Origin of the sequence: Azospirillum humicireducens (genome assembly GCF_001639105.2) — a bacterium.
Classification (GTDB): Bacteria; Pseudomonadota; Alphaproteobacteria; order Azospirillales; family Azospirillaceae; genus Azospirillum; species Azospirillum humicireducens.
On sequence record NZ_CP028902.1, the window covers coordinates 452,479 to 478,908 of the forward strand.

Sequence of the window (26,430 nt, forward strand, 5' to 3'; positions counted from 1 at the left end):
GTTAGGGAGGGGGCAGAGAACTTCCCCGAAGCGGAATACGTACACAGCACTGCTGGCGCCAAATGCGGCAATTGCCTGCGCCTGCCGCTTATTTCAGCATCATCTGGGCGCCACCACCCGTCTGCCCAAAGACCAATAATACATATAAGTCTCTGATATAACTCCACAAGTCCGAAAACGGCATGCGCTTTGCTATCTAACGATCTGCAAAGCGCAACGCGAAACGGACGGTGCAGTCATGGTCGGAGCCTCGCAAAGCAGCCAGTCGGCCCAACGTGGGCAGACGCTTCTTCTCGACGGGATCACCCAGCGCTACGGCAACACGCTGGCCGTCAACGACGTGACGCTCGACATCAAGGGCGGCGAGCTGGTCGCCCTGCTCGGCCCGTCGGGTTGCGGCAAGACGACCCTGCTGCGGATCATCGCCGGCTTCATGGCCCAGACAAAGGGCCACGTCATCGTCGGCGGCGAGGCCATCGACGGGCTGCCGCCCAACCGCCGCTCCGTCGGCATCGTCTTCCAGAACTACGCGCTGTTCCCACACATGACGGTGGCGGAGAATGTCGCCTATGGGCTGGACGCCCGCGGCGTCGACCGTGCCACCCAGCGCAGCGAGGCCCAGCGCATGCTGGATCTGGTGAAGCTGGGCCATCTCGGCGACCGCATGCCGCGCCAGCTGTCCGGCGGGCAGCAGCAGCGCGTCGCCCTGGCCCGCGCGCTGGCGGTGAACCCGTCGATCCTGCTGCTCGACGAACCTTTCGCGGCGCTGGACAAGAACCTGCGCCTCGACATGCAGATCGAGGTGAAGCGCATCCAGCGCCTGTCCGGCATCACCACCATCCTCGTCACCCATGACCAGGAGGAGGCGCTGTCGATGGCTGACCGCGTCGCGGTGCTGAGCCAGGGCCGGCTGGAGCAGTTCTCCCCGCCGAGCGACATCTACGACGCGCCGGACAGCCTCTTCGTCAACACCTTCGTCGGCTCCGCCAACCTGCTGGGCGGCGTTCTGCTCGATGCCGACCGCAGCGGCGGCACGGTGCGGCTGGATGCCGGCGGCACCATCGAGACGCGCGCCCCCAAGGGCGACGTCCGCCCCGGAGGCCGCGTCACCGTCTGCCTGCGGCCGGAGCATCTGCGCGTCGATCCGGCGGCCTCCGGCGCCGACACGCTGAACGGCGTGGTCGAGATGGGGCTGCCGCTGGGCGCCACAATCGTCCACGAAGTGCGCGTCGCCGACGGATCGGCCGTGAAGGTGTCGGAACCGCGCATCGACCGCGCCGCGCTGTTCCCCCCCGGCACGCCGGTGCGCCTCGCCCCGGTCGCCCCCCGCCTCGCCTCGGTCTTCGCCGCGGCCTGATCCGTCTTTCCTTTCCCCCTTCGCCTCCCCACCCGACAGGAGTGATCCATGCTGCTGACCCGCCGCACCCTGATGCAGACGGCCCTGACGCTGGGTGCCATGCACGCCTTCCCCGGCCTGACCTGGGCGCAGGCGCGCCCGTTGGTCTTCGCGACCTTCACCGGCAGCTGGGAGGAGGCGCACAAGGCCGTGCTCGTCCCCGCCTTCCGCAAGGCGACCGGCAACGCCGACATGGTGCTCGACCCCATGCTGTCGGTCGACCAGATCGCCAAGGTGAACGCGGCGAAGACCAATCCGCCGATCGACGTCATGCTGCACGATCCGGGTCCCGCGCTGCAGGCCATCGCCCAGGATCTGGTCGAGCCCTATCCGGTGGAGAAAAGCGCCTACTACAAGGACCTGATCCCGGAGGCCCAGGTGCCGATGGGGCCGTCGCCCTTCTTCCAGGTGGTCGGCATCACCTACAACCCGGAAACGGTGAAGACGCCGCCGACCTCCTGGGCCGATCTGTGGAAGCCGGAATTCAAGGGCCGCGTCGGCATCACCAACCTGAACTCGACGCTCGGCACCGGCTTCATGGTGGAACTGGCCAAGATGCATGGCGGGTCGGAGTCCAACATCGACCCCGCCTTCAAGGCGCTGGAGGCGCTGCGCCCCAGCCTCGCCGCCGTCGCCGCCAACCCCGGACAGCTCGCCACCCTGTTCCAGCAGGGGCAGATCGACATCTCGCCCGGCAATTTCAACGCCATCCAGATCCTGAAGGCGCGCGGCGTCCCGGTGGAGTTCGTCATCCCCAAGGAAGGCGCCATCGCCTTCAAGACGACCATCCACATCGTCAAGAACTCTCCCAACAAGGAGCTGGCCTTCAAACTGATCGAAGCCGCCCTGTCGCCGGAGGTCCAGGCCCAGCTGATGGAGGAGCCGTTCCTGATCGTGCCGACCAACACCAAGGTCGCGATCAAGGGCGAACTCGCCAAGACGCTTGCCAAGGACCATGCCGAGATCGCGAAGAAGTTCGTCTTCCAGGACTGGGCCAAGATCAACGAACAGCGCAGCGCCTGGATCGAACGCTTCAACCGCGAGATCAGGGTGTGATGACGCGAACGCCCCGCTGAAGCTCTCCCTCTCCCGCCCCGGGAGAGGGATATCGGAAAGGAGCCCGCAATGGCCGCGACGCTGCGCAACGTCACCACATACGACCTGAAACTGGCGGCGCCGCTGGCGGCGGGGTTCGTCGTCTTCTTCGTCACGCCGCTGGTCATCCTGCTGGCGCTGAGCTTCCAGACCGATCCGCAGGGCGGGCGGTTCGGATTGACCCAGTACGTCAACTTCCTCGGCGACAGCTTCAGCCTCGGCGTGCTGGGATCGACGCTGTGGCTGGGGGTGAAGGTCACGGCGCTGACGCTGCTGCTGGGATATCCGGTGGCGTGGCTGCACCAGCGCTCCCCCGGATGGGCCAAGGGTCTCATCATGCTGTTGGTGCTGCTGCCGCTGCTGACCAGCGTGGTGGTGCGCACCTTCGCCTGGGTGGTCATCCTGGGACGGCAGGGAATCGTCAACGCCTCGCTGCTCGGGCTGGGGCTGATCGACACGCCGCTGAAGCTGCTCTACACCGAAAGCGGCGTGGTGATGGCTCTGGCGCAGGTGCAGATGCCGCTGATGGTGCTGCCGCTGATCACGGCGCTGAGCCGGATCGACCCGAACCTCGCCGACGCCTCGTCGGTGCTGGGCGCCGGGCATTGGCGGACCTTCCGCAAGGTGATCCTGCCGCTGTCGCTGCCGGGGATCATTGCCGGCTGCCTGCTGACCTATGCCGCCGCCATCACCGCCTTCATTACCCAGAGCCTGATCGGCGGCGGGCAGATGCTGTTCATGCCGATGTACATCTACCAGCAGGCCTCCACCCTGCAGAACTGGCCCTTCGCCGCCGCGATCTCCGTCATCTTCCTGGTCGCGGTGCTGGTGGTGGTGTCGGTCTTCAACGTGCTGGGCCGCCTGTCGCGCGGCTACACCAACGCCTGACCTCGGGGAGGCCGCCATGGGCAACCGCCGCATCGATTTCGACGCGCTCAGCTTCCGCATCGTCATGACCGGGGTCGCGCTGCTGGCCCTGCTGCTGCTGGCGGCACCGACGGTCGTGGTGATCTGGGTGTCCTTCACCAGCGGCTATTCGCTGAAATTCCCGCCGCCGGGCTATTCGCTGCGCTGGTATGTCGAGCTGTGGAACGCCTGGCAGCTGCAGTTCGCGCTGATGAACAGCCTGAAGGTGGCGGCCTGGGCGACCGGCCTGTCGATCCTGCTGGGGGTGGCCGCCTCGCTGGGCATCGCGCGCTCGGCCAGCCTGACGGCGCGGGTGCTGGACAGCCTGTTCCTGTCGCCGCTGGTTCTGCCGGCGCTGGCTTTCGGGCTGTCGTCGTTGATGTTCTTCTCGCTGGTCGGCGTCCCGGTGTCGCCGCTGACCCTCATCATCGGCCATACCGTGGTGTCGGTGCCCTTCGTGGTGCGCAACACCGTGGCGTCGCTGGCGCAGATGAATCCCACGCTGCTGGAGGCCTCGGCCAGCCTGGGCGCCACCCGCTGGTTCACCTTCCGCCGCATCACCCTGCCGCTGATCCGGCCGGGCATCATGGCCGGCGGATTCATCGCCTTCATGGCCTCCTTCGACAATGTGCCGGTGTCGCTGTTCCTGCGCGACGCCGCGACCGACATGCTGCCGATCCGCATGTGGCAGGATCTGGAAGGCAAGCTCGACGTGACGGTCGCGGCGCTGTCGGGCGTGCTGATCGTCGCCACCATCGCGCTGATGCTGGCGATGGAGCGCGTCGCCGGCCTGTCGAAGCGGTTGACCTGAGCCGGCCTATACACCCAGAAAGAGAGAAACCCCGAAGGGGGTGAATTTGAAGGGCAGATGCAGATGGCGGTCCAGGTCGGTCACTTTGAAGCGGAAGGGCATGATGTCGAGGAAGCGGGTCTGCTCCTCCGGATATCCCGCCGCGCACAGCCAGTCGCCGACATAGAACAGCACCTCGTGCGGGCCGGTTTCGACGCCCTCGCCGCGAACGGTGGGATGGTCGAGCTGACCGTTGGCGCCGAGCCGACCGTCGGCCAGCAGGCGGCGGTCGGGCGTCAGGGCGTAAAGCTCCACCCGCAGCCCTTCGGCGGCAATGCCGCGCGCCACGTCGACGCCGTGAATCGAAATACCGCCGGCCATGCCGCCTCCAGGTCTGGATTTCCGCAATGGTAGCCGAATCCGCGGTGGACACACCAGCACAGCCGCCGCTTTTGCCGGCGCTGATCGGAATGACCGGCCTGCAGGCGCTGGTGGCTCTCGCCCTGTTCGCACCGGGCGTGCTGGCGCCGCGAATGGGCATCGATCCGGCGGGGCTGGGCCTGTTCAGCACCACTGGTTTCGCCGTGGGGATGGCGGCCTCGCTGGGCGGCGGCGTGCTGGCCGGGCGGCTGGGCTCCTTCCGGATGGCGAGCTTCTGCGCGGTGGCGGTGGCCGCTGCCATGCTGTGCGCAATGACGGGGGGCAGCACCCTGGCGCTGCTGGCGGCAGGGATCGCCATCGGGCTGGCCTGCGGGCCGGAGACCCCGGCCAGCGCCGCCATCCTCGGCCGGCTGGTGCGCGAGGCCGACCGGCCGATGGTGTTCTCCGTCCGCCAGACCGGCAACCAGATCGGCGCGATGGCCGGATCGCTGGCCCTGCCGCTGCTGGCCGCCGTCGCCGACCCGCGCGCCGGCTATGCGGCCATCGCCGCACTTGCCCTGCTCTGTGTCCTGCCGTTCGAGCGACTGCGGCCGGCCTATGATCCGCTGACGCGGTCCGCCACCACCGGCTTCGGGCTGATGGCAGCGGTCCGGCTGCTGCGCAGCGATCCGGCGTTGCGGCGGCTGTCTCTCGTCTCCGCCCCCTATGCGGCGAGCCAGCTGACGCTCAATGGATTCTTCGTGGTCTTCGCCGTGTCGGAACTTGGGCTGGAACATGTCGCCGCCGGCGTTGCTCTTGCTGCCGGGCAGGCCGGCGGGTTGGCCGGCCGGCTCGGCTGGGGCGTGGTCGCCTCGCGCTGGGTGGCGCCGCGCCTGCTGGTCGGTCTGCTCGGGTTGGGCATGGCCGCCGCGTCGGCGCTGGTCGCGCTGACAGGCGCCGCGCTGCCCTTCCCGGTGCTGGTGACACTGACCTTCCTGTTCGGACTGACCGCCAGCGGCTGGAACGGGGTGTTCCTGGCCGAGGTGGCGCGGCTGGCGCCGGCGGGCCGCATCGGCGAGGCGACGGGTGCGGTGATGGTCGGCGGCTTTGCCGGGCTGATCGTCGGTCCCGTCCTGCTGGTGGCCGCTGCCGCGGTCAGCAGCCTCGCCGCCGGCTATCTCGTGGTGGGGCTGCTGGCGGCGCTGGCGGGACTGAGCCTGCTCGGAGGCAAGCGATGACCCAGCCCCTTCGTGCCGCGACCATTGCCGACACAGTGCGCACCGGGCACGGCAGCGCCCGAGCCGCGACCGATGCGGCGCTCGCCCGCATCGCGGCCGGCAATCCGGCGCTGAATGCCCTGGTCGACATCCATGCCGAACAGGCGCTGGCCGAGGCCGACCGGGTGGACCGCCGGATCGCCGCCGGAGAGGATTTGCCACTGGCCGGCGTGCCGGTGGCGGTCAAGGATACCATCTGGGTCGCCGGCCGCCGGGTCACCCAGGGATCGCGCCTGTTCGCCGATTTCCACGCCCCCGCCGACGCCATCGCGGTGGAGCGGCTGCGCCGCGCCGGCGCCGTCGTCGTCGGCATGACCAACAGCTCGGAATTCGCCTGCAAGGGCGTCACCACCAACCCGCTGTTCGGCCCGACCCGCCACCCGATGGACCCCAGCCTGACTCCCGGCGGCTCCAGCGGCGGGCCGGCTGCGGCGGTGGCGGGCGGGCTGGTGCCGCTGGCGCTCGGCACCGATGCCGGAGGATCGAGCCGCCGCCCGCCGGCCCATGTCGGCGCGGTCGGCTTCAAGCCCAGCTTCGGCGCCATCCCCTACGGACCCGGCTTCGCCGAGCCCTTCACCGGCATCGCGGTGATGGCGCCCATCGCCGCCGATGTCGCCGACGCCGCCCTGTTGTTCGAGGCGCTCGCCGGCCCCGACACGCGCGACCCCGACTCCGCCGCCATCGCACCGGCGGAGGAGCGGCCGGCCTCCTCCCTGACCGTCGCCTACAGCCCCACATTCGGTCTGGACGCCCCGGTGGACGACGATGTGCGCGCAGCGGTGGAGCGGGCGGTGGAGGCGCTGGCCCGCGCCGGTGCCCGCATCGTCCGTCCCGAAGGCGGTTTCCCGCACTGGCCTGCCGGGGTCACCGAGACGGCGCTGATGCCGCTGCAGCATGCCGGGCTCGCCGCGCTTTACGGTGACACGTTCCGCCGCGATCCCGGCCTGTTCGATCCCGACATCGCCGTCCAGATCGAACGCGGCCTGTCCTTGAGCGGGGCGGAGGTCGCAGCGGCGCAACTGCTCGGCGTCGAGGTCGGCCGGACGCTTGCCGCACAGTTCGCACAGGTGGACCTGCTCGTCGGCCCGACCACACCCTGCGTGGCCTGGCCGCTCGACAGGCTGGGACCGGAGACCATCGGCGGCCAGCCGGTGGCGCCGCGCGCCCATGCCGTCTTCACCCCGCTGTTCAACCACGCCAAGGTCCCGGCGCTCAGCCTGCCCTGCGGGACGGGGCGCGGCGGGCTGCCGGTGGGCCTGCAGATCGTGGCTCCGCGCGGGATGGACCGCCGGGTGCTGCGCTTCGCCGCTTTCGCAGAGGAAACGCTCGCCGGGCGCGGGCCGGAATCCCAGCCATGAGCCCGACCATGACCTTCGAGAACGACGACCGGCCGGACGACATGCCGGACACTGCCCCAGACATCGCCCCTGCCACCTCCCCTGCCACCTCCCCTGTCCGCCGCCGGCGCGCGGTGCCGCCTCCGCCGCTGGCCGACATGGCGGTGGACAGGCTGCGCGACATGATCATCTATGGCGAACTGGCGCCGTCCGCCCGCCTGATCGAACCGGAACTGAGCGAGAAGCTCGGCATTTCCCGCACGCCGCTGCGCGAGGCGCTGAAGCTGCTGGCGGCCGACGGGCTGGTGATGCTGCGCCCCAACCGCAACGCCATCGTCGCCCCGCTCGACGCCGCCGAACTGACCCACCTGTTCGAGGCGGAGGGGTGCATCGAGAGCTTCGCAGCCCGGCTCGCCGCCGAGCGGATGACGGCCGCCGACCTGCGCCGCCTGCGCGGCTTCCAGGAGAAGATCGAGGCGCTGCAGGGGGCCGGCGCACTGGAGGAGTACTTCGCGATCAACCAGAAGATCCACCGGCTGATCGTGTCGAGCGCCAAGAATCCGGCGCTGGTGGAGGCGCATGACCGGCTGCTCGGCCGGCTGGCTCGGGCGCGCTACTTCGCGCTGGGCGCTCAGGGACGATGGAAGGAGTCGGTGCTGGAGCACCGCGAGATCCTGGCCGCGCTGGAGGCTCGTGACGGCAAGACCGCCGAGCATCTGTTCGTCCACCATGTCGGCCGCACCGGAGAGGTCGTCGCCGCCGCCTGCGCCTCCCCCCGCGCCCGGCAGGCGGGATGAGGGCCGCGAACGGACTCTAGGCTCAGGGTGTTCCGTGTGAGCCACGCTTCAAGCGGTTCCGCTTGAACCGATCAGGCCTACACGGCCGGCACCGGTTCCGGCGGACAGAGCGCGTGGTCGCGGCAGACCCGGTCCCGGCCGTCCGACTTGGCACGGTAGAGCGCAATGTCGGCCGCCTTGATCAAGCTGTCGGGGCGGTCCGCATTCCTGGTGAGGCTGGAGACGCCGATGCTGACGGTCACATGCAGGACGGTTCCATCATGCTCGATGCCGCTGTCGCGAACGGCGCAGCGCAGGCGCTCGGCGAGCAGGAAGGCGCCCTCGACCGGCGTGCAGGGCAGCAGGATGGCGAACTCCTCGCCGCCGAAGCGGGCGACCAGGTCACTCTGGCGAACGCCGCGCAGCAGAACGCGGCTCAAGGCCACCAGCACCGCATCGCCGGCATCGTGACCGCGCGCGTCATTGACCTCCTTGAAATGATCGATGTCCAGCATCAGGAGCGACATCGGCGTATGCTGGCGCAGCGCACCGGCGACTTCGCGGTCGATGGCCCCGAAGAAGGCCCGGCGGTTGGCGAGGCCGGTCAACGGATCGCTGAGTGCGGCATCGCGGAGTACCCTCTCGGTATCCACGCGGCGGCGTTCGCGGGCCAGCATCGTTCCCAGCATCAGGACGCCGGCCGCCGTGAAAAGGGCGACCGGAAGTCCGCCATGGATGAAGGCCGGCAGCGCCATGCTCCAAGGCAGCACGAAGATGCTGAGCGTGTGCAGCGACGCAACGGGCGCCAGCAGGAACAGCGGCCTCGCCCCCCGCCATTCCACCGCGGGCGTCAGCCAGACCAACAGGAGTCCGATTCCGCCGGCGAGCAGAATCCCGGCCACGCCGGGAAGCATGCCGGTGCCGCCGATGGCGATACGACCCGATGCAACGATGACGGCGGCCAGCATGGCGGCCAGCGTTCCGCCGAAGGGAGCCGCCAGCGCGACCGGAACCGCCTTCACGTCCAGATAGACGCCGGGCGCCACCGGCACCGACTGCAGCATCGCCGCGACGCCGCCGGCGCCGAACAGCAGGCCCAGGCATATCCGCCGCAGCAACGGCCGGTCATCCAACCGGCAAAGGACGGTGCCGTACCCGAGGGTCATCAGGGCCAGCAGGCCAACGCCGCCGGCCAGTGCCGTCATGATCGCCGCCGTGGCGTCCGGTTCCACCACCCTGCCACCTCCCATATCCTGAATGGCTCAGCTCACCATCCTCATGCGGATATCCTGATATTGTACATTGGGGTTACTCCCATCAGACGAGGACGCCATCGGATATCTGGTCATTCAGGTTTTCGGCCGGCGGCGGACTTGACGAAATGCCGCAGCTGGCCCGATTGACCACCGACCAGCCGCGCAACTAATATACCAGCAACTGGAATGGTAGTATGCAACGCCACGAACGGTACCGAAACGGCACCGCTCCAGACGATGGCCGGACTGCTCCAGGAGACAGTGCTGAAACGCGAGACGCTGCCGCCCGACGCAGCGTGGAAGCCAGGACCAGCGGCTTCCGCGCATGCCCTTCGGCGCGCCTGCGACCGATGAAGGGTCGGCCATGGGTGCGGGATCGAAGACCGGCGGCGGTGACACGCGTCCTGGCTGGAGACGCCAAATCATGAGCGAACAGATCATTGCCGACGCCGCTCCCGCGCAGTCGGCGGAGCCGTCCGGCAGGGCCGGCGGCATCGGCAAGGCGGCGGTCACGGTGAGCAAGGCCATCGGCCGCTACCGCTGGACCATCTGCGCCCTGCTCTTCTTCTCGACCACCATCAATTACATGGACCGTCAGGTCCTTGGCCTGCTGAAGTCCACGCTGATGGGCGACATGGGCTGGACCGAGTCAGATTATGGCGACATCGTCGCCGCCTTCTCGCTGGCCTACGCCTTCGGCTACATCGGCTGCGGCCGTCTGATGGACAAGGTCGGCATCCGCATCGGCCTGCCGGCCGCCGTCGCCGGCTGGAGCTTCTTCGCCTGCATCCACGCCTTCATGGGCAGCGTCTTCGGCTTCAAGGTGGCGCGCGCCGGCCTCGGCCTGACCGAAGGCGGCAATTTCCCGGCCTCGATCAAGGCGGTGTCGGAGTGGTTCCCGGCCAAGGAACGGGCGCTCGCCACCGGCATCTTCAACGCGGGATCCAACGTCGGTGCGGTCGTGGCGCCGATCCTGGTGCCGATCCTGCTGGTCGCCTTCGGCTGGCAGGCGGCGTTCCTGGTCACCGGCGGCATCGGCTTCTTCTGGGTCATCGCCTGGCTGCTGATCTACCGCAAGCCGGAAGAGCATCCGAAGCTGACGGCCGAGGAGCTGGCCTACATCCGCAGCGACCCCGTGCTGCCGCAGGAGAACATCCCCTGGATCAAGCTGCTGAGCTACCGCGGCACCTGGGCGAACATCGTCGGCACCTGCTTCTCGGCTCCGGTCTGGTGGTTCTACCTGAACTGGGTTCCCGGCTTCCTGAACAAGCAGTATGGCGTCAACCTGTTCGGGGCGATGCTGCCGCTGATCATCATCTACACCATGGCCGATTTCGGCAGTGTCGGCGGCGGCTGGTTCTCCTCCCACCTGATCAAGCGCGGCATGAAGCCCCTGCGCGCCCGCAAGCTGACCTTCCTGGTCTGCGGCCTGTGCGTGCTGCCGGTGTTCTTCGCCTCCACCGTGTCCAACATGTGGCTGGCCGTGCTGCTGATCGGCATCGCCGCCTCCGCCCATCAGGGCTATTCGGCCAACGTCTACACCATCGTGTCCGACACCATGCCGCGCAACGCGGTGGGTTCGGTGGTGGGCATCGGCGGCTTCTGCGCCTACTTCGTCGGCATGTTCGTGTCGATGGGCGTCGGCCGCCTGCTGGACGCCACCAACGGCAACTATCAGGTGCTGTTCGGCATCGCCTCCGTCCTCTACCTCGTCGGTCTGGCGATCATGCATTTCGTGCTGCCGAAAACCGGGTCGGGCCGCACCCCGGCCGGCATCGAGGTCTGACAAGCCCACCCCATGGCTCCGGGGCATCCCGCCCCGGAGTTATCCCGAACCATCCAAGCCTGACCGAATGACGGTGCACCGGCCCCCCGCGACACTCCGCGACAGCGGAAAACAGGGTGACCGCAGCGACCGCCGCGAACCGGAGCCCATCATGCCCGACGCGAACACCGCCCTGCTGGCGGTCCGTCCTTCACAAACCCGCCTGTCCCCCGATACCCTCCGCCGCCTGCCGCAAGCGGTCGAACGTCCCGCCTACGACCGCACCGCGGTGACGCCGGGCATCGTCCATATCGGCCTCGGCGCCTTCTGCCGCGCCCATCTCGCCACCTACACCGACGACGTGCTGGCGACCGGAGAGACGGATTGGGGCATCGTCGGCGTCGATCCGCTGTCGCCCGCCATCCGCGACGCGCTGAAGCCGCAGGACTGCCTCTATACGCTGCTGGTGCGCGAGGGAACCCGCGACCGCCTGCGCGTGGTCGGCTCCTTCCTCGACGCCATGGCAACCGCCGACCAGTTGGGAGAGGTGCTGGCCCTGACGGCGAAGCCGGAGATCCGCATCGTCACCCTGACGGTCACGGAGAAGGGCTATTGCCAGGACGCCGCAACCGGCTCGCTGGACGAGGCGCATCCGCTGATCCGCGCCGACCTTGCCGATCCCACGGCGCCGCGCAGCGTTCCCGGCCTGCTGTGCGAGGCCATCCGCCGCCGCCGCGCCGCCGGACAGCCGCCCTTCACCGTGCTGGTCTGCGACAACCTCGCCCAGAACGGCATCAAGGTTAAGGGGATCGTCGTCCGCTATGCCGAGCTGCGCGATCCGGAGCTTGCCGCCTACATCGCGAAGCAGGTCAGCTTCCCCTGCACCATGGTCGACCGCATCACGCCGGCCACCCAGGATGCCGACCGCGCCACGGTGGACGCGGCGCTGGGCTGCGCCGACGCCTGGCCGGTGGTGACCGAGCCGTTCAAGCAATGGGTGATCGAGGACCGCTTCCCGCTCGGCCGCCCGGCCTGGGAAAAGGCCGGCGCCATCCTGGTGGACGATGTCCATCCGTTCGAGCTGATGAAGCTGCGTTGCCTGAACGGCGCCCATTCGCTGCTGGCCTATCTGTCGGTGATCGCCGGGATCGAGACCATCGCCGACGCCATGGCCGACCCGCAGCTGCCCGCCGTCATGCGCCGGCTGTGGGCGTCCGACCTGATCCCCACCCTGCCGCCGGTGCCGGGAACCGACATTCCCGCCTACACAGCGGCGCTGGAGGCGCGCTTCCGCAACCCCGGCATCCGCCACCGCACGATCCAGATCTCGTCGGACGGATCGCAGAAACTGCCGCCGCGCCTGCTGGAGCCGGCCAGCGAGCTGATCGCCACCGGCAAGGTCCCGGCGGTGATTCCGCTGGCCGTCGCGGCCTGGATGCGCTTCCTGCTGGAAAAGGACGAGGCCGGCAACGCGTACACGGTGGCCGATCCGATGGCGGCGACGCTGACCCGCATCGCCCGCGTCCATGCCGGCGATGCCGGCGCGCTGGCGGCGGCCCTGTTCGCCATCGAGGACATCTTCGCGCCGGACCTGGTCGCCGAGGCCGGCTTCCGCGATGCGGTGGTCCGCCATCTCGACAGCCTGATGACCGTCGGCGTCGCGAGGACACTGACCGCTATCCTCGCCAACCCGTGACATCGCGGCGGTCACGACCGCCGCAAGCAGACCCGTTTTTGAAAGGACCATATCATGCAGGAAACCTGGCGCTGGTTCGGCCCGGACGATCCCGTCTCCCTGGAGAAGGCCCGTCAGGCCGGTGCCACCGGCATCGTCACGGCGCTGCACCACATGAACCAGGGCAGCGTCTGGACGCCTGAGGAAATCCAGAAGCGCCGCGCCATGGTCGAGGCCGCCGGCCTGACCTGGGCCGTGGTGGAGAGCATCGGCGTCGGCGAGGAGATCAAAACCCGCACCGGCGACTTCCGCACCAAGATCGACAATTACAAGCAGTCGATCCGCAACGTCGCCCGCGCCGGCATCCCGGTGATCTGCTACAACTTCATGGTCATCACCGACTGGAGCCGGACCAACCTGATGCACCGGCTGCCGAACGGCGGCTATGCCCTGCGCTACGACAGCGTCGATTTCGCTGCCTACGACCTGTTCGTGCTGAAGCGCCGCAACGCCGAGGCCAGCTACGATCCCGCCCACATCGCCGCCGCCAAGGCGCGCTTCGAGGCGATGAGCGCGGAGCAGGTGGCCGAGCTGGAACGCAACCTGATCGACTGGTTGCCGGCGCGCGACTTCGCCTATGACCGCAACAGCTTCCGCGGCATGCTGGAGCTGTATCAGGAGATCGGCGTCGAGGATCTGCGCGCCAATCTGGTCGAGTTCCTGCGCGAGATCACCCCGGTCGCGGAAGAGGAAGGGGTGCGGCTGTGCATCCACCCCGACGATCCGTCTTTCCCCATCTTCGGCCTGCCGCGTGTGATGTCCACCGCCGACGACGTGCGGGCGATGTTCAAGGCCGTGCCGCAGGAGGCCTGCGGGCTGACGCTGTGCACGGGGTCCTTCGGGTCCAACCCGAAGAACGATCTGGTGGCGATGGCGAAGGAATTCGCGCCGCGCATCCATTTCGTCCATCTGCGCAACACCACGCACGAGCCGGACGGGTCCTTCTACGAGGCCGACCATCTCGGCGGTGACACCGACCTGATCGGCGTGGCCGCGGCGCTGATCGAGGAGGAGGCCCGCCGCAAGCAGTCCGGCCGTGCCGACGCCCAGATCCCGATGCGTCCCGACCATGGCCATCTGCTGGGCGACGACATCGGCCAGACGATGAATCCCGGCTATTCCTTCGTCGGCCGGCTGAAGGGTCTCGCCGAACTGCGCGGCGTGATGCGGACCATCGAGGCCGTCCGCGAGAAGCGGGTGGCTGTGTAAGCGCCGCCGCGGCGGGACAGGAATGCCGGGGCGGCCGTGTCCCCTATGGGCGACTACAGCGCAACCCGACGATCCGCGCCATCCGCTCGAAAAGCCAATCCATGCTCCGTGGCATCTCTATGGGCACAAACCGCAACAGCGATGCCACGAGCAAGGAAACCGGCGTCTCTCCAAGAGCGAACATTCGAATGCCGATCTCCATATAATTGTAATATGCTTGCGACCGTTCTGGCTTTGAGGCAAATTGGGTTGTCTATCGTGGACACATATCCTTTATGGCGTGTGGGTTCTCGTATCTTTTCTAGGGCGCATTTCTCTCCAGAAACCCGCGATTCATGGAAAAGATTTAAACTTTACGCCAATGCAATGAGATAATATTGGAGGAGATCATGCCAGAACGGTTGTTTGTTGGTGTATTAGGAAACAGAAATTCTGGGAAGTCATCAACTTGGAACACTTTATTTGGCGCAATGGTGCGGACAGGACAGAATGCCCGCACGTTAGATCTTTACGACGACGAGTGCGCTGAAGTTTTTTTGATAAACGGATCTCCAGAAGAGAGGCAAATATACATCGGAGACATACTTCAGGATGTAGATTGTCAAATTGTAATCTGCTCCATCCAATACACTGAAGCGGTTCGCCGAACCCTAGATTTCGTATCCGAAGAAGGGTACGATATTTTTGTTCAATGGTTGAATCCAGGTTATAATGATGATGGTGAAAGCTACGACCACCTTGGGCTGATGCCCTGGCTTATTGGCCATGGCGCAACGGTTTCAAAGCGTGACGGGCAGGATTCCGCAGAATCAAGAACTGAGGAAATCCGGCAGTTTATCTATGGCTGGGCAAAAGCACGCGGCCTCACCTTCACCTGCCGCTAACGAACTTCACCTGAAAGAAGACGAACGCGTCTCCTTGACAGTCTCTGCCATAACAAGTGCGTTGTGGCGCTCCGCATAAGCACCCCCAGAGGGAAAGAAACTGTACCGGGCGAACATTACCGGTCAAGCACCGACCGAAGTGGAAGTTAACGGCTTCCAATTGGTCTATCGCGATAGAGGGACGTGCCGCGACCACATTAGCGCGTCCCCACTTTCCGTCAGAGAATGTCAGAAGGGCAATGCCGGAGCCGGCGCTCCCTTCGGGCGGGCGGGGGCCGGCAGGCCGCAGGGCAGGAAGGCTCCGCGGCCGGGCGACGCCAGCAGCGCGCCGTCGCGGCACACCACCTCCCCGCGCGACAGCGTGACCACCGGCCAGCCGGTGACCTCTATTCCCTCATAGGGGGTGTAATCGACCTCGTGATGCAGGATGGCGTTGGTGATCGTTACCTTGCGCGCGGGATCCCAGATCGCGATGTCGGCGTCCGACCCGACGGCGATGGTCCCCTTGCGCGGGTGCAGTCCGTACATGCAGGCCGGATTCGTGGAGGTCAGCTCGACGAACTTCGTCAGCTCCATGCGGCCTTTCATCACGCCTTCGGAGAACAGCAGCGGCAACCGCGTCTCCACCCCCGGAATGCCGTTGGGCACGCAGCGGAAGGGGGCCTTCTCTCCGTTCACCTTCTTGCCGCCCGGCCCGTCGAAACGGAAGGGCGCATGGTCGGAGGAGAAGAGCTGGAAGGTGCCGCCGGTCAGCCCGTCCCAGATCACCCGCTGGTTGGCGGCGTCGCGCGGCGGCGGCGAGCAGATGCATTTCGCTCCCTCGAACCCCGCGTCGCCCCCTGCCCCACCCAGATCGTCGGCGGTCAGGAACAGGTATTGCGGGCAGGTCTCGGCATAGATGCGCAGGCCACGGCCCTGGGCCCAGCGGATCTGCTCCACCGCGTCGGCGCCGGAGACATGGACGATCAGGATCGGCACATCCACCAACTCCGCCAACGAGATGGCGCGGTGGGTCGCCTCGCGCTCCGCCACGCGGGGACGGGAGACGCCGTGGAAGAAGGGCGCGGTCTGGCCGGCGCGCTCCAGCCTCTCGGTCAGCCAGGCGATGCAGTCGGCATTCTCCGCATGCATCATCACCATGGCGCCCTCGGACCGCGCGATGTCCAGCACCTCCAGGATCTGGCGGTCGTTCAGCTTCAGCGCGTCGTAGGTCATGTAGATCTTGAAGGAGGTGTAGCCGTCGCGGATCAGCGCCGGCAGCTCCTGCCCCAGGACCTGCTCCGTCGGGTCGGTGACGATCAGGTGGAAGGCATAGTCGATCAGCGGCTTGCCGGCGGCGCGGCGGTGATAATCCTCCACCGCGGCGCGCAGCGACTGGCCCTTCTGCTGGCAGGCGAAGGGCAGCACCGTGGTGGTGCCGCCGAAGGCCGCCGAGCGGGTGCCCGACAGGAAATCGTCGGCCATGACGGACTCGTCGCCGGTCGGCTGGTCGAAATGGACATGGCCGTCCACCCCGCCCGGCAGGACCAGCAGCCCTTCGGCGTCGATTTCCTCCCGCCCGGCGGCGAGCCCGCTGCCGAGGGCGGCCACCGTGCCGCCCTTTACCCCGACATCGGCCTTGAACACGTCCGACGCGGTGGCGACCGTGCCGTTGCGGATGACCAGATCGAAGTCCATGCTCCCCTCCCCTTCCTGTCGCGTCAGCCGTGCAGGTCCCGGAACAGGCTGCCCCAGCCCTGGACCCGGCGGGTATCGACACCGGTCATACGCAGCGCCTTCCACAGCACGGTGGACACCGTGTCGTAGACGGGGATGCCCAGGGCCTTTTCCACCCTCTCCGCCACCGGGGCGCCGCGCATGTTGGTGCAGATGATGGCGATGGCCTCCGGCTTGGCCTCCGCCACCTCCAGGCACATGCGCTCGATCCGCTCCTCGGAGATCTCGGAGAAGGAGAAGTTGCCGCGGTCGTTCAGGTGCCGTTCGGCCACCACCTCGAAGCCGGCGTCGTTGTAATTAGCGACCATCTTGTCCTGGATCTCGTCGAGATAGGGGCTGACGATGGCGATGCGCTTGCGCCCCGTCGTCTCCAGGATCTCGTTCAGCGCCAGCATGGAGGTGCAGGCAGGGATCCCGGTCTCGTCCTCGATCGCCTTGCACAGCTTCACGTCGGCGTCGAAGCCGAGCCAGCCGGCCGAAGTGCCGTTCCAGCCGATCACGTTCAGCTGCGCATCGGCCAGCAGACGGGCGGCATCGAGGAAGGGCGCGTCGGTGAACTGGTCGAGCGCCGCGGCGCGCAGCGAGATCTCCTTGACGGTGAAGCGGCCGAAATGGGCGCTCACCTCCGGCAGGCCGCTCAGCATGGCGGCGGTCACCGGTTCGAGCACCGTGTTGGAGGACGGGGTCAGCATGCCCAGAAGAACGCGCTTGGTCATCTCGGGGGACTCGTCTTTCTTCGAATGATTGGATGGCAGATACATGCCCACAGGGCGCGGGCCGCCGCCGCGGATGCCGAGCGCCAAATCCTCGATCACCCCGGCTCCGTCGCCGATGAAGGCTTCGCCGGCGATGACGGCGGCACCGGTCGGCAAAAGGTCCTGCGGTTGGGAGGCGCCCGTCATGCCGCGGCGACCTGCCGCTGTTGCAGGCCCTCTTCCCGGATCAGGTTCAGGATGTGACGCTTGTGATCGTTGAAGCGCGGGCTGGTGATGTCGCGCGGGCGCGGCAGATCCAGCTCGATGCGTTCGCGCAGGCGGCCCGGCCGGCTGGTCAGAACCGCGACCTGGGTGCCCAGCACCAAGGCCTCGTCGACGCTGTGGGTGACGAAGACGATGGTGCAGCGCTGCTTTTGCCAGATGGCGACCAGCTCCTCCTGCATGTCCATCTTGGTCTGGGCGTCGAGTGCAGCGAAGGGCTCGTCCATCAGGATGACCTGCGGGTTCATCAGCAGGGCGCGGGCGATGCCGACGCGCTGGCTCATGCCGCCCGACAGCTCGGCCGGATAATGGTTCTCGAAGCCCTTCAGCCCGACGAGATCGATGTATTCCTGGGCGGCGGCGCGGCGGTCGGCCTTGCGCCAGCCCTTCAGGCGCAGATGGAAGGCGATGTTCTCCCACACCGGAAGCCAGGGCATCAGGGTGGCCTGCTGGAACACCATGCCGCGGTCGGCGCCGGGGCCGTCCACCGGCTTGCCGCCGACGGTGACGGTGCCCTTGGTCGGCTTCTCGAAACCGGCGATCATGTTCAGCAGGGTGGACTTGCCGCAGCCGGAGGAACCGAGCAGGCAGAGGAACTCGTTGCGCTCCACCGTCAGGCTGACGTCGTCGATGGCCAGCAGGTCGCGCTTGCGCTTGGCGTCGCTGTAGATCTTGGTGATGTTCCGCAGTTCGATGGAGGCCATGGGGTCAGCCCTCCCGGCTCTGGAGCGTGGAGGCGTGCTGCCAGTGCAGCGCCGCGGACATCAGCAGCTTGATCAGCGCGTCGGTGGCGTAGCCCAGCAGCCCGATGCTGGCCATCGCGGCAAGGACGAGGTCGTAGCGCAGGAAGTAGTAGCTGTCCCACAGCACGTAGCCGAGCCCGCTCTTGACCGCGACCATCTCCGCCGTGACGGTCAGCATCCAGGCGGCGCCGATGCCGATGCGCAGGCCGGCGAAGATGCTGGGCAGCGCCGCCGGGAACACCACATGGCGCAGCAGCTGCTGTTCGGTGGCGCCCATCATCGAGGCGGCGCGGATCAGGTTGCGGTCGGCGGTCTTCACGCCATGGATTGTGTTCATCAGGATGGGGAAAAAGGCGCCGAGGAAGACCAGGAAGATCGCCGGCTTGTTGGCGATGCCGAACCAGATGATCGCCACCGGGATCCAGGACACCGGCGGCACCGGCCGCAGCATCTGGATGGTCGGTTCGATGGCGCGCTCCACCCAGCTCCACCAGCCGATGGCGATGCCCAGCAGCACGCCGCTCGCCACCGCGATGCCATAGCCGGCGGCGACGCGCACCGCGCTGGACAGTGCGTCGGCCAGCCAGCGCCCGCTGTTGGCCTGCGCCGTCTCGTCGTAGCCGAACACCCAGTCGGCCCAGCTGTGCAGCACGACGGAGGGTGCCGGCAGCAGGGCCGCCGGCAGCAGGCCGGACCGCGACACGATCTCCCAGGCCGCGAGGATCAGGACGGGAACGACCGCGCGCTCCCAGGATTTCGACAATGCGGTCATGGACCGGCTCCTTGAAAATCGGCGGCGGCGGAAAAGCGCCGGATGCCCCCTCCCCGACCCTCCCCCNGCTCTTCGGCTTCTTCGTCACCGCTTCCAGGAAGCGGTAGTCGATGTTCTTCACCGCGGCGTCGGACACGTCATGGCTGATGTATTTCAGCTCCCGCATCATGATGGCGATGGCGACGGTGCTGTCCTTGTGGATGGAGTAGTCGGGGAAGGCGTTCTCCAGCGACGCGGCGGCGATGTCCTTGTTGAGGCCGGTGTATTTGTTGATGGTGTCGACCCAGACGGTGCGGTCGGTCTTCAGCTTGTCGACCAGCGCCACCACCGAGGCGACCGTGGCCTCGACCGCCTTGGGATGCTCCTTGATCACGTCGGACCGCGTGACGATCAGGTTGGTCAGATTGCCGGCCGCCTGGTCGTAGGGCAGCGCGAAATGCGCGCCGACGCCGGTGCTGCGGATCTGCGAGGCGAAGGGCTCCACCGTGCAGATCACGTCGACCTCGCCGCGCTGCAGGGCGGCGGCATGGTCGGACGGGTTCGGGATGTTGATGAACTGGACGTCCTTGTTGACGTCGATGCCGTGCTTCTGCAAGGCGCCGCGCATGTGGATGTCCTGCGCGTTCCCGCGCGATGCCGCGACGCGCAGCGGTTCGCCCTTCGCCTTGCGGGAGGCGGCCAGCGCCTTCAGCCCGGCCCAGTCGCCGGCCTTCAGGTCGATGCCCTTGGCGGTGACGATCTCCGACCCGCCATTGACCTGACCGGAAATGGCGACGACGTCGAAGCCCTTGTCCAGCGCGGTGACGTAGTGGAGGTAAGTGACCTGCGCCACGTCGATGCTCTTGGACACCAGCGCGGTCAGCACGTCGTTGCCGGAATTGAAGTTGATCGCCTCGATCGACACGCCCTTGGCCAGATCGGGCGTCAGCGCCATCGGCAGGCAATGGGCGCATTTGGCGAAGCCGAGCTTCACGGCGTCCGCATCGGCGGCCTCTGCCGTCGGAGCGGCGGCGGCCAGCCCGGACAGGGCCAGCGTCATGGCGGCGGCGGCGTTCAGGGTGAGGGACCGGATCGACATGAGGCTTCGGCTCCAGATGCGGTTGCGTTTCCACCTCTGTCGCAAGCCTCATGCCAGATTGTATACAAAATTTCTATTCTTGATTTTCCGTTATATTTCAATGCATTAAACAAGTTACGACAACAAGCGCCATCTGCGAGGTTCCTTGCCTTGTTTTTGAGCGCATGGCATCGTTTGCGCATGAATGCCCAAGTATGCAGCAAAACAGGCCGCGCCGGATCGACCATGGACAGCCCCGCAAAACCCGCCATCGGCCCCCTGCGCCGCGAAACGCTGCATCACTCCGCGGTGGCGGAGCTGCGGGCGATGATCCTTGAGGGGGAGTTGCCGCCCGGCCGCCGCGTGCCGGAGATGGAGCTGTGCGAGCAGCTGGGCGTTTCCCGCACGCCGTTGCGTGAGGCCTTGCGCGTGTTGGCGGCCGAAGGGCTGGTGGAATTGCGCCCGCACCGCGGCGCGGTGGTGACGCCCATCGATCCCACGGAGATCGCGGCGATCTTCGAGGTGATGGAAGCGCTGGAGAGCCTCGCCGGCCGGCTCGCCTGCGCCAACGGCTCGGCCGAGGCATTCGCGGAACTGTGCCGGCTGCACGGGGAACTCGTCGCCCAGTTCCAGGCAGGGGAGCGTGCGGCCTATTCCGCCACCAACCGCCGCATCCATGGCTGGATCGTCACCATGGCCGGCAATCCAGTGCTGGAGGCGACCTACCGCGGCTTCGCCGCCCAACTCAACCGGGCGCGTTCACTGGCGAACTACGATGCCGGCCGCTGGCAGGACTCGCTGGCAGAGCATGAGGCGGTCATGGAGGCCCTGCGCCGCCGCGATGCCGCCACAACCGCCGCCCTGCTGGCCGACCACAGCCGCCGCACCGCCGATGCGGTCCTGCGCAGCCTGCGGCAGGATGGGAACGAGGGTGGTCTCAGCGCGAACCGGTGATCAGGATCGCACGGAAATCATTGACGTTGGTCAGGGTCGGGCCGGTGACGATGCCGTCGCCCAGCCTTTCGAAGAAGCCGTGCCCATCGTTGGCGGCAAGGCTCTCCTTCGGCCGAAGCCCGAGGCCCCAGGCCCGCGCCATGCTGTCGGGGCCGAGAATGGCGCCAGCAATCTCCTCCACCCCATCGACGCCGTCGGTGTCGCCGGCCAGCGCATGCACACCGGGACAGCCGTTCAGCGCCACGCCCAACGACAGCAGAAACTCCACATTGCGACCGCCGCGGCCGGCACCGCGCACCGTCACCGTGGTCTCGCCGCCGGACAGCAGCACGCAGGGCGCGGTGAAGGGCTGCCCCCGGCGCGCCACCTGCAACGCCATGCCGGCCATCGCCTTGCCGACGTCCTTCGCCTCGCCCTCGATGGCGTCCCCCAGGATGTGGACGGCATAGCCGGCCTCGCGCGCCACCGCGGCAGCGGCCTCCAGCGCCATCTGCGGCGTGGCGACGATGCGCGTCTCAGAAGGGGCCAGCCGCGGGTCGCCGGGCTCGATGCTCTCACCGCGGCCGCTTTCCAGCAGGTCCACCACCGCCGCCGGAACCGTGATGCCATAGCGCCGGATGATCGCCAGCGCGTCGGCGCAAGTCGTGGGATCGGCCACCGTCGGCCCGGAGGCGATGTCCATCGGGTTGTCGCCCGGCACGTCGGAGATCAGCAGCGTGACAACCCGCGCCGGGGCGCAGGCGGCGGCCAGCCGCCCGCCCTTCACCGCCGACAGATGGCGGCGCACACAGTTCATCTCAGTGATGGTCGCGCCGGAAGCGAGCAACGCCCGGTTGACCGCCTGCTTGTCCTCCAGCGTCAGCCCGTCGAGCGGCTGCGTCAGCAGCGCGGAGCCGCCGCCGGAGATCAGGCACAGCACCAGATCGTCGGCATTGAGGCCGCGCACGAGGTCCAAAAGCTCGCTTGTCGCCGCGAGGCCGGCAGCGTCGGGAACCGGGTGCGCGGCCTCCACGATGCGAATACGCCCGCAGGGCACCGCATAGCCGTAGCGGGTGATGACGAGTCCCGTCAGCGGTCCCGGCCAGTTGTCCTCCACCGCCCGCGCCATGGCGGCGGAGGCCTTGCCGGCACCGACCACGATCAGGCGGCCTTTCGGCGGCTCCGGCAGATGGGCCGGCAGGCACAGCGCGGGCTGCGCGGCGGCGATGGCGGCATCGAACATCCGCCGCAGGAGGTCGCGCGGGTCGGCGGCCAGCATGCTGTTCCTCGCTCGGGTCGGTAATGGGAAAGGGAGGGGGCCGGTCGGTTTCCGACCACTCCCCCGGCATCGGCGTTCGTCAGTAGGCGCCCATCACGAGGTTGCTGGGGGAGCCGGCGACGAAGTTCTCGATGTTGTCGATCAGCTGATCGGCCAGCGCCTGCTGCGCCTCGTCCGACGCCCAGCCGAGATGCGGCGTGACGATGACGTTGGGCCGCCCGGCGATGCGCATCAGCGGGCTGTCGGCCGGCGGCGGCTCGGGCAGCGTCACGTCGAAGCCGGCGCCGCCGATCAGCCCCTCGTCCAGGGCGGACACCAGATCCTCCTCGACCACCAGACCGCCGCGCGCGGTGTTGATGATGAGCGGCCGGCGCTTCATTTGGCGGAACTCGGGCATGGCGATCATGCCGCGCGTCTCCGGCGTGAGCGGGCTGTGCAGGGTGATGATGTCGCTGGTTTCCAGCACCACGTCCCACGGCGTGTAGAGCGGGCCGAGGCCGGACTTGCCCTTGTGCGCGGCGAACAGCGGAACCATGCCGAAGGCACGGGCGATGTCGGCGACCCGCTGGCCCAGCACGCCCTCGCCGATGATGCCGAGCCGGGCGCCCTGCAAATCGTGGATGGGGTGGTTGAAGAAGCAGAACTGGCCGGATTTCTGCCATTCGCCGTCCAGCACATCCTGCCGGAAGGGCACGATGTTGCGGCGGAGCGCCAGCATCAGGGCAAAGGTGTGTTCCGGCACCGTGTTGATGGCATAACCGCGGATGTTGCTCACCGCGATGCCGTGGGTCCGGCAATATTCCTTGTCGACGCAATCGGTGCCGGTGGCGGCGACGGCGATCAGCTTAAGTTGGGGCAGCCGCTCCAGCAGGTCGGCCGTCAGCTGCACCTTGTTGACGATGGCGATCTCGGCACTGGCCAGACGCTCCAGCACCTGGTCCGGCGTCGTTTGGGCATGTTCCACCAGTTCATGCGGGAAGCCCGGCTTGCGCAGGCGGATCTGCGGGGCGAGGGTGGCACGGTCGAGGAAGACGATCTTGCGCATCGCGATGTCCTTGGTCAGGAAAGGGAGTGGCGGCGCGGTCAGAGCCGGCGCTTGACCTCGGCCACGATGTGGGCCGCGGTGATGCCGAAGCGTTCGAACAGGGCGTCGACCGGGCCGGAAGCACCGAAGCCGCTCATGCCGATGAAGCCGCCGGTTTCGCCGACATATTTGTCCCAGCCCAGCCGGACCGCCGCCTCGACGCCGACGCGCACCGTGCCATACCCGATCACCTCGGCGCGGTAGGCGTCGTCCTGACGGTCGAACAGCTCCCAGCAGGGCATCGACACCACGGCGGTGGGGATGCCCTCGGCCTGCAGGGTCTTGCGGGCTTCGAGCGCCAGCGCGACCTCGGAACCGGTGGCCATCAGCGTGACCAGACGTTTGCCGCCCTCGGCCTCGGCCAGCACATAGGCGCCGCGGCGCGTCAGGTTCTCTGCTCCATAAGGCCGGCCGGTGGGGGGCAACGTCTGTTTGGAGCAGACCAGCATGCTGGGACCGGTCCGGTGTTCCAGCGCGACCTCCCAGCATTCGGCGGCTTCGACCGCATCGGCCGGGCGCATCACCAGGATGTTCGGCATCGCCCGGAAAGAGGCAAGAATCTCCACCGGCTGGTGGGTCGGCCCGTTCTTGCCGACCGCCAGCGAATCGTGGCTGAAGACGTAGAGCGCCGGCAGGCCCATCAGCGCCGCCATGCGCAGCGTTGGCCGCTGATAGTCGGAAAAGGCGAGATAGGTGACGCTGACCGGAATGATCCCGCCATGCGCGGCCATGCCGTTGACCATCGCCCCCATCGCATGCTCGCGCACGCCGCAATGGACATAGGTGCCGGCCGGTTCTTCGGCGGTGAAGGAGAAGCGCGTGCGCTTGTGGTTGGTCGGCGCCTCCAGGTCGGCGCAGCCGATCATCATCTCGGGCAGAATGTCGGTGAGCAAGGTGGTGATGTCGCCGGATGCCTGGATGGAGGGCTGGGCCACCCGCTCGTCGGCCATCCGCTTCTTGTAGGCGAGAAGCGCCTCGCGCCAGCCGTCGGGCAGCCGGCCCTCGATCACACGGGTGAACTCCGCCCGCTCCTTGTCCGGCAATGCGGCAACGCGGCGGTGCCACGCGTCATATTCGCCGCCATGGCGGGCACCGGCGTCGCGCCAGGCGTTCAGAACCTCGTCCGGCACGGTGAAGGAGGGATGCGGCCAGCGGAGATTGGCCCTAGTCGCCTCCAGGTCCTCCTTGAACAGGCGGGCGCTGTGGCCGCCACGCTGGCCCTCCAGGCGCGGGATGCCGCGGGCGATCACCGTGCGGCAGGCGATCATCGATGGGCGCGGGTCCTTCTTGGCCAGCGCGATGGCCGCCGACACCGCTTCGAAATCATGGCCGTCGACCTCCTGCACATGCCAGCCGGCAACGCGGAAGCGGGCGGCGACATCCTCGCTGATCGACAGCACGGTGCTGCCGTCGTCGGTGATGCTGTTGTCGTCCCAGAAGAAGATCAGCTTGCCCAGCCGCAGATGGCCGGCGAGCTGGATGACTTCCTGCCCGACGCCCTCCTGCAGGCAGCCGTCGCCGACGAAGGCGTAGGTGTGATGGTCCACCAGGGCTGGGCCGTATTTGGCGTTCAAATAGGCTTCGGCGACCGCCATGCCGAAGGCGTTGGCGATGCCCTGGCCGAGCGGGCCGGTGGTAACCTCGATGCCGGCATCGGGATCATATTCGGGATGGCCGGCGCAATGAGACCCGAGTTCACGGAAATTCCTGATCTGGTCGAGCGAGATGCGCTCGTAGCCCAGCAGATGGAGAAGGGAGTAGATCAGCATCGACCCGTGGCCGTTCGAGAGGACGAAGCGGTCGCGGTCGGGCCAGCGCGGATCGGCCGGGTTGCATTTGAAGTGCTGCGTGAACAGGGCCGTGGCGATCTCCGCCATGCCCAGCGGCACGCCCTGGTGCCCTTCGGTGGCGCGCTCGATGGCGTCGATGGACAGGAAGCGGATCGCATTCGCCATCAGACGGGGATCAACGGCGGCGGGAATCATGGGCGCAAATCTCCTCATCGCGTCCACCCGGCGGGACGCGGCCGATGCACTTGGGAATCTCGAGAAGCGGACCGGCGGTGCGGCGGCGTACAACCGCACCCCGGCATCGCGGTCAGCCGTGGATCAGCATGCCGCCGTTGACGTCGATGACCGCGCCGGTGATGTAGCCGGACAGGTCGGAGGCCAGGAACAGGAAAGCGCCCGCCACGTCCTGGACGTTGCCCAGCCGGTTCAGCGGGATGCCGGCCAGGATCTCCACCTTCTTGTCGTCGCTGATCTTGCCGGCGTTGATGTCGGTCTGGATCAGGCCGGGAGTCACGCAGTTGACGCGGATGCCGTCCTTGCCCAGTTCGCGCGCCATCGCCTTGGCGAGGCCGAGCACGCCGGCCTTGGCCGCCGAATAGTGCGGGCCGCCGAGGATGCCGCCGCCGCGTTGCGCCGACACCGACGACATGCAGGCGATGGAGCCCTGGCCGCGCTGCTGCATGTGCGGGATCACCGCCTGCGACAGGTACAGCACGCCGCGCAGGTTGACGTCGAGGATGCGGTCCCAGCTTTCCGGGTCGATGTCGACGGTCTTGGCCGGCTGGGTGATGCCGGCGTTGTTGATCAGGATGTCGATCTGCCCGAAATCAGCGAGGACGCGCTCCACCGCGCCCTGGCAGGCCGCCCGGTCGGTGACATTGCAGGCATAGCCTCGATGCGTCGGCCCGATCAGCGCCGCCGCGTCGGACGCGGCCTTGCCGTCCAGATCGAGGATGGCGATTTTGGCGCCCTGTTCGGCGAACATTCTCGCGGTCGCCATGCCGATGCCGCGGAGGGAGGCGGCGCCGGAAATCACGGCAACCTTGCCGTCGAGGAGCGAACTCTGCTGCATTGTCGTGGTGCCTTTTCTGTTCGAGGAGCCGATATCCGGAACGGCGAAAGTCGTGGAAACCCGTGAATGAGGTTCGTCGGTGTTCCCGTACGGAGGAGCGCCGGGGCACGGATGCCGCAGCGGCGCCCTTCGTTCGGGCAGCCCGGCTCTACTATCGTCTCCGGCCGGTTTATCTTAAAACCGCACCGGATCGGTGGAAATTGCCTTGGCCAGTTCTTTCA

The 26,430-nt window shown here is 67.6% G+C and carries 22 protein-coding genes and 1 pseudogene; 12 read left to right on the forward strand and 11 right to left on the reverse strand.

Going from position 1 to position 26,430, the window contains the following annotated elements:
- Window positions 1–238: 238 nt before the first annotated feature.
- The 4 genes from A6A40_RS16580 (at window position 239) to A6A40_RS16595 (ending at window position 4,208) form a co-directional block, all read left to right on the forward strand.
- The gene (locus A6A40_RS16580) at window positions 239–1,357 is read left to right on the forward strand and encodes an ABC transporter ATP-binding protein (protein ID WP_108547003.1); all 1,119 of its coding nucleotides are present in this window, start codon (window positions 239–241) and stop codon (window positions 1,355–1,357) included.
- A 48-nt stretch (window positions 1,358–1,405) separates the two neighbouring features.
- Window positions 1,406–2,452 (forward strand): ABC transporter substrate-binding protein, encoded by a 1,047-nt coding sequence (locus A6A40_RS16585; protein ID WP_108547004.1) that lies wholly within the window; start codon window positions 1,406–1,408, stop codon window positions 2,450–2,452.
- Window positions 2,453–2,521: 69 nt separating this feature from the next.
- Window positions 2,522–3,379, forward strand: coding sequence for an ABC transporter permease (locus A6A40_RS16590; protein WP_108547005.1), 858 nt, complete (start codon window positions 2,522–2,524; stop codon window positions 3,377–3,379).
- Window positions 3,380–3,395: 16 nt separating this feature from the next.
- Window positions 3,396–4,208, forward strand: a complete 813-nt coding sequence (locus A6A40_RS16595) for an ABC transporter permease (protein ID WP_108547006.1) — start codon at window positions 3,396–3,398, stop codon at window positions 4,206–4,208.
- A 6-nt stretch (window positions 4,209–4,214) separates the two neighbouring features.
- Here A6A40_RS16595 and A6A40_RS16600 read toward each other — a convergent pair whose 3' ends face one another.
- On the reverse strand, window positions 4,215–4,568 hold the full coding sequence (locus tag A6A40_RS16600) for a hydroxyisourate hydrolase (RefSeq protein WP_108547007.1): 354 nt from the start codon (window positions 4,566–4,568) through the stop codon (window positions 4,215–4,217).
- Between the two features lie 26 nt (window positions 4,569–4,594).
- Between A6A40_RS16600 and A6A40_RS16605 the strand changes: the two genes are divergently transcribed.
- Genes A6A40_RS16605 through A6A40_RS16615 form a run of 3 tightly spaced genes read left to right on the forward strand, consistent with a single transcriptional unit; the run spans window position 4,595 to window position 7,958 of the window.
- Window positions 4,595–5,785 carry an MFS transporter gene (locus A6A40_RS16605; protein ID WP_108547008.1) on the forward strand — a complete coding sequence of 397 codons (1,191 nt, stop codon included), beginning with the start codon at window positions 4,595–4,597 and terminating at the stop codon, window positions 5,783–5,785.
- On the forward strand, window positions 5,782–7,182 hold the full coding sequence (locus A6A40_RS16610; RefSeq protein WP_108547009.1) for an amidase: 1,401 nt from the start codon (window positions 5,782–5,784) through the stop codon (window positions 7,180–7,182). The genes A6A40_RS16605 and A6A40_RS16610 overlap by 4 nt, the downstream gene beginning before the upstream one ends.
- Window positions 7,179–7,958, forward strand: coding sequence for a GntR family transcriptional regulator (locus A6A40_RS16615; RefSeq protein WP_108547010.1), 780 nt, complete (start codon window positions 7,179–7,181; stop codon window positions 7,956–7,958). Before A6A40_RS16610 ends, A6A40_RS16615 begins: the two co-directional genes overlap by 4 nt.
- 77 nt (window positions 7,959–8,035) lie before the next feature.
- On the opposite strand, the gene A6A40_RS16620 is transcribed toward A6A40_RS16615, so the two are convergent.
- On the reverse strand, window positions 8,036–9,172 hold the full coding sequence (locus tag A6A40_RS16620) for a GGDEF domain-containing protein (protein WP_236783846.1): 1,137 nt from the start codon (window positions 9,170–9,172) through the stop codon (window positions 8,036–8,038).
- Window positions 9,173–9,617: 445 nt separating this feature from the next.
- Here A6A40_RS16620 and A6A40_RS16625 point away from each other — a divergent pair, with 445 nt between their 5' ends.
- The 4 genes from A6A40_RS16625 (at window position 9,618) to A6A40_RS16640 (ending at window position 14,786) form a co-directional block, all read left to right on the forward strand.
- The gene (locus A6A40_RS16625; protein WP_108547012.1) at window positions 9,618–10,979 is read left to right on the forward strand and encodes an MFS transporter; all 1,362 of its coding nucleotides are present in this window, start codon (window positions 9,618–9,620) and stop codon (window positions 10,977–10,979) included.
- 151 nt (window positions 10,980–11,130) lie between these two features.
- Window positions 11,131–12,654 carry a mannitol dehydrogenase family protein gene (locus A6A40_RS16630; protein ID WP_108547269.1) on the forward strand — a complete coding sequence of 508 codons (1,524 nt, stop codon included), beginning with the start codon at window positions 11,131–11,133 and terminating at the stop codon, window positions 12,652–12,654.
- Between the two features lie 54 nt (window positions 12,655–12,708).
- Entirely contained in the window at window positions 12,709–13,902 is a 1,194-nt protein-coding gene (gene uxuA / locus A6A40_RS16635) for a mannonate dehydratase (protein WP_108547013.1), read from the forward strand.
- A 389-nt stretch (window positions 13,903–14,291) separates the two neighbouring features.
- A complete protein-coding gene (locus A6A40_RS16640) occupies window positions 14,292–14,786 on the forward strand; it encodes a GTPase family protein (RefSeq protein ID WP_108547270.1) in 495 nt (164 codons plus the stop codon).
- A gap of 228 nt (window positions 14,787–15,014) precedes the next feature.
- Here the strand turns inward: A6A40_RS16640 and hydA are convergent, their stop codons facing one another.
- The 5 genes and pseudogenes from hydA to A6A40_RS16665 all read right to left on the reverse strand — a co-directional run.
- Window positions 15,015–16,463, reverse strand: a complete 1,449-nt coding sequence (hydA, locus tag A6A40_RS16645) for a dihydropyrimidinase (RefSeq protein ID WP_108547014.1) — start codon at window positions 16,461–16,463, stop codon at window positions 15,015–15,017.
- Window positions 16,464–16,486: 23 nt separating this feature from the next.
- Window positions 16,487–17,218 carry a maleate cis-trans isomerase family protein gene (locus A6A40_RS16650; RefSeq protein WP_108547271.1) on the reverse strand — a complete coding sequence of 244 codons (732 nt, stop codon included), beginning with the start codon at window positions 17,216–17,218 and terminating at the stop codon, window positions 16,487–16,489.
- Between the two features lie 182 nt (window positions 17,219–17,400).
- Window positions 17,401–18,183 (reverse strand): ABC transporter ATP-binding protein, encoded by a 783-nt coding sequence (locus A6A40_RS16655; RefSeq protein ID WP_108547015.1) that lies wholly within the window; start codon window positions 18,181–18,183, stop codon window positions 17,401–17,403.
- A gap of 4 nt (window positions 18,184–18,187) precedes the next feature.
- Entirely contained in the window at window positions 18,188–18,994 is an 807-nt protein-coding gene (locus A6A40_RS16660; protein ID WP_108547016.1) for an ABC transporter permease, read from the reverse strand.
- A gap of 67 nt (window positions 18,995–19,061) precedes the next feature.
- A pseudogene (locus A6A40_RS16665) lies at window positions 19,062–20,072 on the reverse strand (ABC transporter substrate-binding protein); the annotation flags it as partial.
- A gap of 225 nt (window positions 20,073–20,297) precedes the next feature.
- On the opposite strand from A6A40_RS16665, the gene A6A40_RS16670 reads away from it, so the two are divergent.
- Window positions 20,298–21,005, forward strand: coding sequence for a GntR family transcriptional regulator (locus A6A40_RS16670; RefSeq protein WP_108547017.1), 708 nt, complete (start codon window positions 20,298–20,300; stop codon window positions 21,003–21,005).
- On the opposite strand, the gene A6A40_RS16675 is transcribed toward A6A40_RS16670, so the two are convergent.
- From A6A40_RS16675 to A6A40_RS16690, 4 genes are all read right to left on the reverse strand, one after another.
- A complete protein-coding gene (locus A6A40_RS16675; protein ID WP_108547018.1) occupies window positions 20,989–22,263 on the reverse strand; it encodes a glycerate kinase type-2 family protein in 1,275 nt (424 codons plus the stop codon). The two genes, A6A40_RS16670 and A6A40_RS16675, sit on opposite strands and share 17 nt — an antisense overlap.
- A 79-nt stretch (window positions 22,264–22,342) precedes the next feature.
- Window positions 22,343–23,308: a D-2-hydroxyacid dehydrogenase gene (locus A6A40_RS16680; RefSeq protein WP_108547019.1), complete on the reverse strand. Its 966-nt coding sequence runs from the start codon at window positions 23,306–23,308 to the stop codon at window positions 22,343–22,345.
- A gap of 38 nt (window positions 23,309–23,346) precedes the next feature.
- Complete coding sequence (tkt, locus tag A6A40_RS16685) at window positions 23,347–25,332, reverse strand: transketolase (protein WP_108547020.1); 1,986 nt, start codon at window positions 25,330–25,332, stop codon at window positions 23,347–23,349.
- 112 nt (window positions 25,333–25,444) lie between these two features.
- Window positions 25,445–26,209, reverse strand: a complete 765-nt coding sequence (locus A6A40_RS16690; protein ID WP_108547021.1) for an SDR family NAD(P)-dependent oxidoreductase — start codon at window positions 26,207–26,209, stop codon at window positions 25,445–25,447.
- Window positions 26,210–26,430: the final 221 nt, after the last annotated feature.

Bases quoted from the DNA above. Each gene is read 5' to 3' on its own strand.
- A6A40_RS16580 (WP_108547003.1), top strand. From the start codon at position 239: ATGGTCGGAGCCTCGCAAAGCAGCCAGTCGGCCCAACGTGGGCAGACG.
- A6A40_RS16585 (WP_108547004.1), top strand. From the start codon at position 1,406: ATGCTGCTGACCCGCCGCACCCTGATGCAGACGGCCCTGACGCTGGGT.
- A6A40_RS16590 (WP_108547005.1), top strand. From the start codon at position 2,522: ATGGCCGCGACGCTGCGCAACGTCACCACATACGACCTGAAACTGGCG.
- A6A40_RS16595 (WP_108547006.1), top strand. From the start codon at position 3,396: ATGGGCAACCGCCGCATCGATTTCGACGCGCTCAGCTTCCGCATCGTC.
- A6A40_RS16600 (WP_108547007.1), bottom strand. From the start codon at position 4,568: ATGGCCGGCGGTATTTCGATTCACGGCGTCGACGTGGCGCGCGGCATT.
- A6A40_RS16605 (WP_108547008.1), top strand. From the start codon at position 4,595: ATGGTAGCCGAATCCGCGGTGGACACACCAGCACAGCCGCCGCTTTTG.
- A6A40_RS16610 (WP_108547009.1), top strand. From the start codon at position 5,782: ATGACCCAGCCCCTTCGTGCCGCGACCATTGCCGACACAGTGCGCACC.
- A6A40_RS16615 (WP_108547010.1), top strand. From the start codon at position 7,179: ATGAGCCCGACCATGACCTTCGAGAACGACGACCGGCCGGACGACATG.
- A6A40_RS16625 (WP_108547012.1), top strand. From the start codon at position 9,618: ATGAGCGAACAGATCATTGCCGACGCCGCTCCCGCGCAGTCGGCGGAG.
- A6A40_RS16630 (WP_108547269.1), top strand. From the start codon at position 11,131: ATGCCCGACGCGAACACCGCCCTGCTGGCGGTCCGTCCTTCACAAACC.
- uxuA (WP_108547013.1), top strand. From the start codon at position 12,709: ATGCAGGAAACCTGGCGCTGGTTCGGCCCGGACGATCCCGTCTCCCTG.
- A6A40_RS16640 (WP_108547270.1), top strand. From the start codon at position 14,292: ATGCCAGAACGGTTGTTTGTTGGTGTATTAGGAAACAGAAATTCTGGG.
- hydA (WP_108547014.1), bottom strand. From the start codon at position 16,463: ATGGACTTCGATCTGGTCATCCGCAACGGCACGGTCGCCACCGCGTCG.
- A6A40_RS16650 (WP_108547271.1), bottom strand. From the start codon at position 17,218: ATGACCAAGCGCGTTCTTCTGGGCATGCTGACCCCGTCCTCCAACACG.
- A6A40_RS16655 (WP_108547015.1), bottom strand. From the start codon at position 18,183: ATGGCCTCCATCGAACTGCGGAACATCACCAAGATCTACAGCGACGCC.
- A6A40_RS16660 (WP_108547016.1), bottom strand. From the start codon at position 18,994: ATGACCGCATTGTCGAAATCCTGGGAGCGCGCGGTCGTTCCCGTCCTG.
- A6A40_RS16670 (WP_108547017.1), top strand. From the start codon at position 20,298: ATGGACAGCCCCGCAAAACCCGCCATCGGCCCCCTGCGCCGCGAAACG.
- A6A40_RS16675 (WP_108547018.1), bottom strand. From the start codon at position 22,263: ATGCTGGCCGCCGACCCGCGCGACCTCCTGCGGCGGATGTTCGATGCC.
- A6A40_RS16680 (WP_108547019.1), bottom strand. From the start codon at position 23,308: ATGCGCAAGATCGTCTTCCTCGACCGTGCCACCCTCGCCCCGCAGATC.
- tkt (WP_108547020.1), bottom strand. From the start codon at position 25,332: ATGATTCCCGCCGCCGTTGATCCCCGTCTGATGGCGAATGCGATCCGC.
- A6A40_RS16690 (WP_108547021.1), bottom strand. From the start codon at position 26,209: ATGCAGCAGAGTTCGCTCCTCGACGGCAAGGTTGCCGTGATTTCCGGC.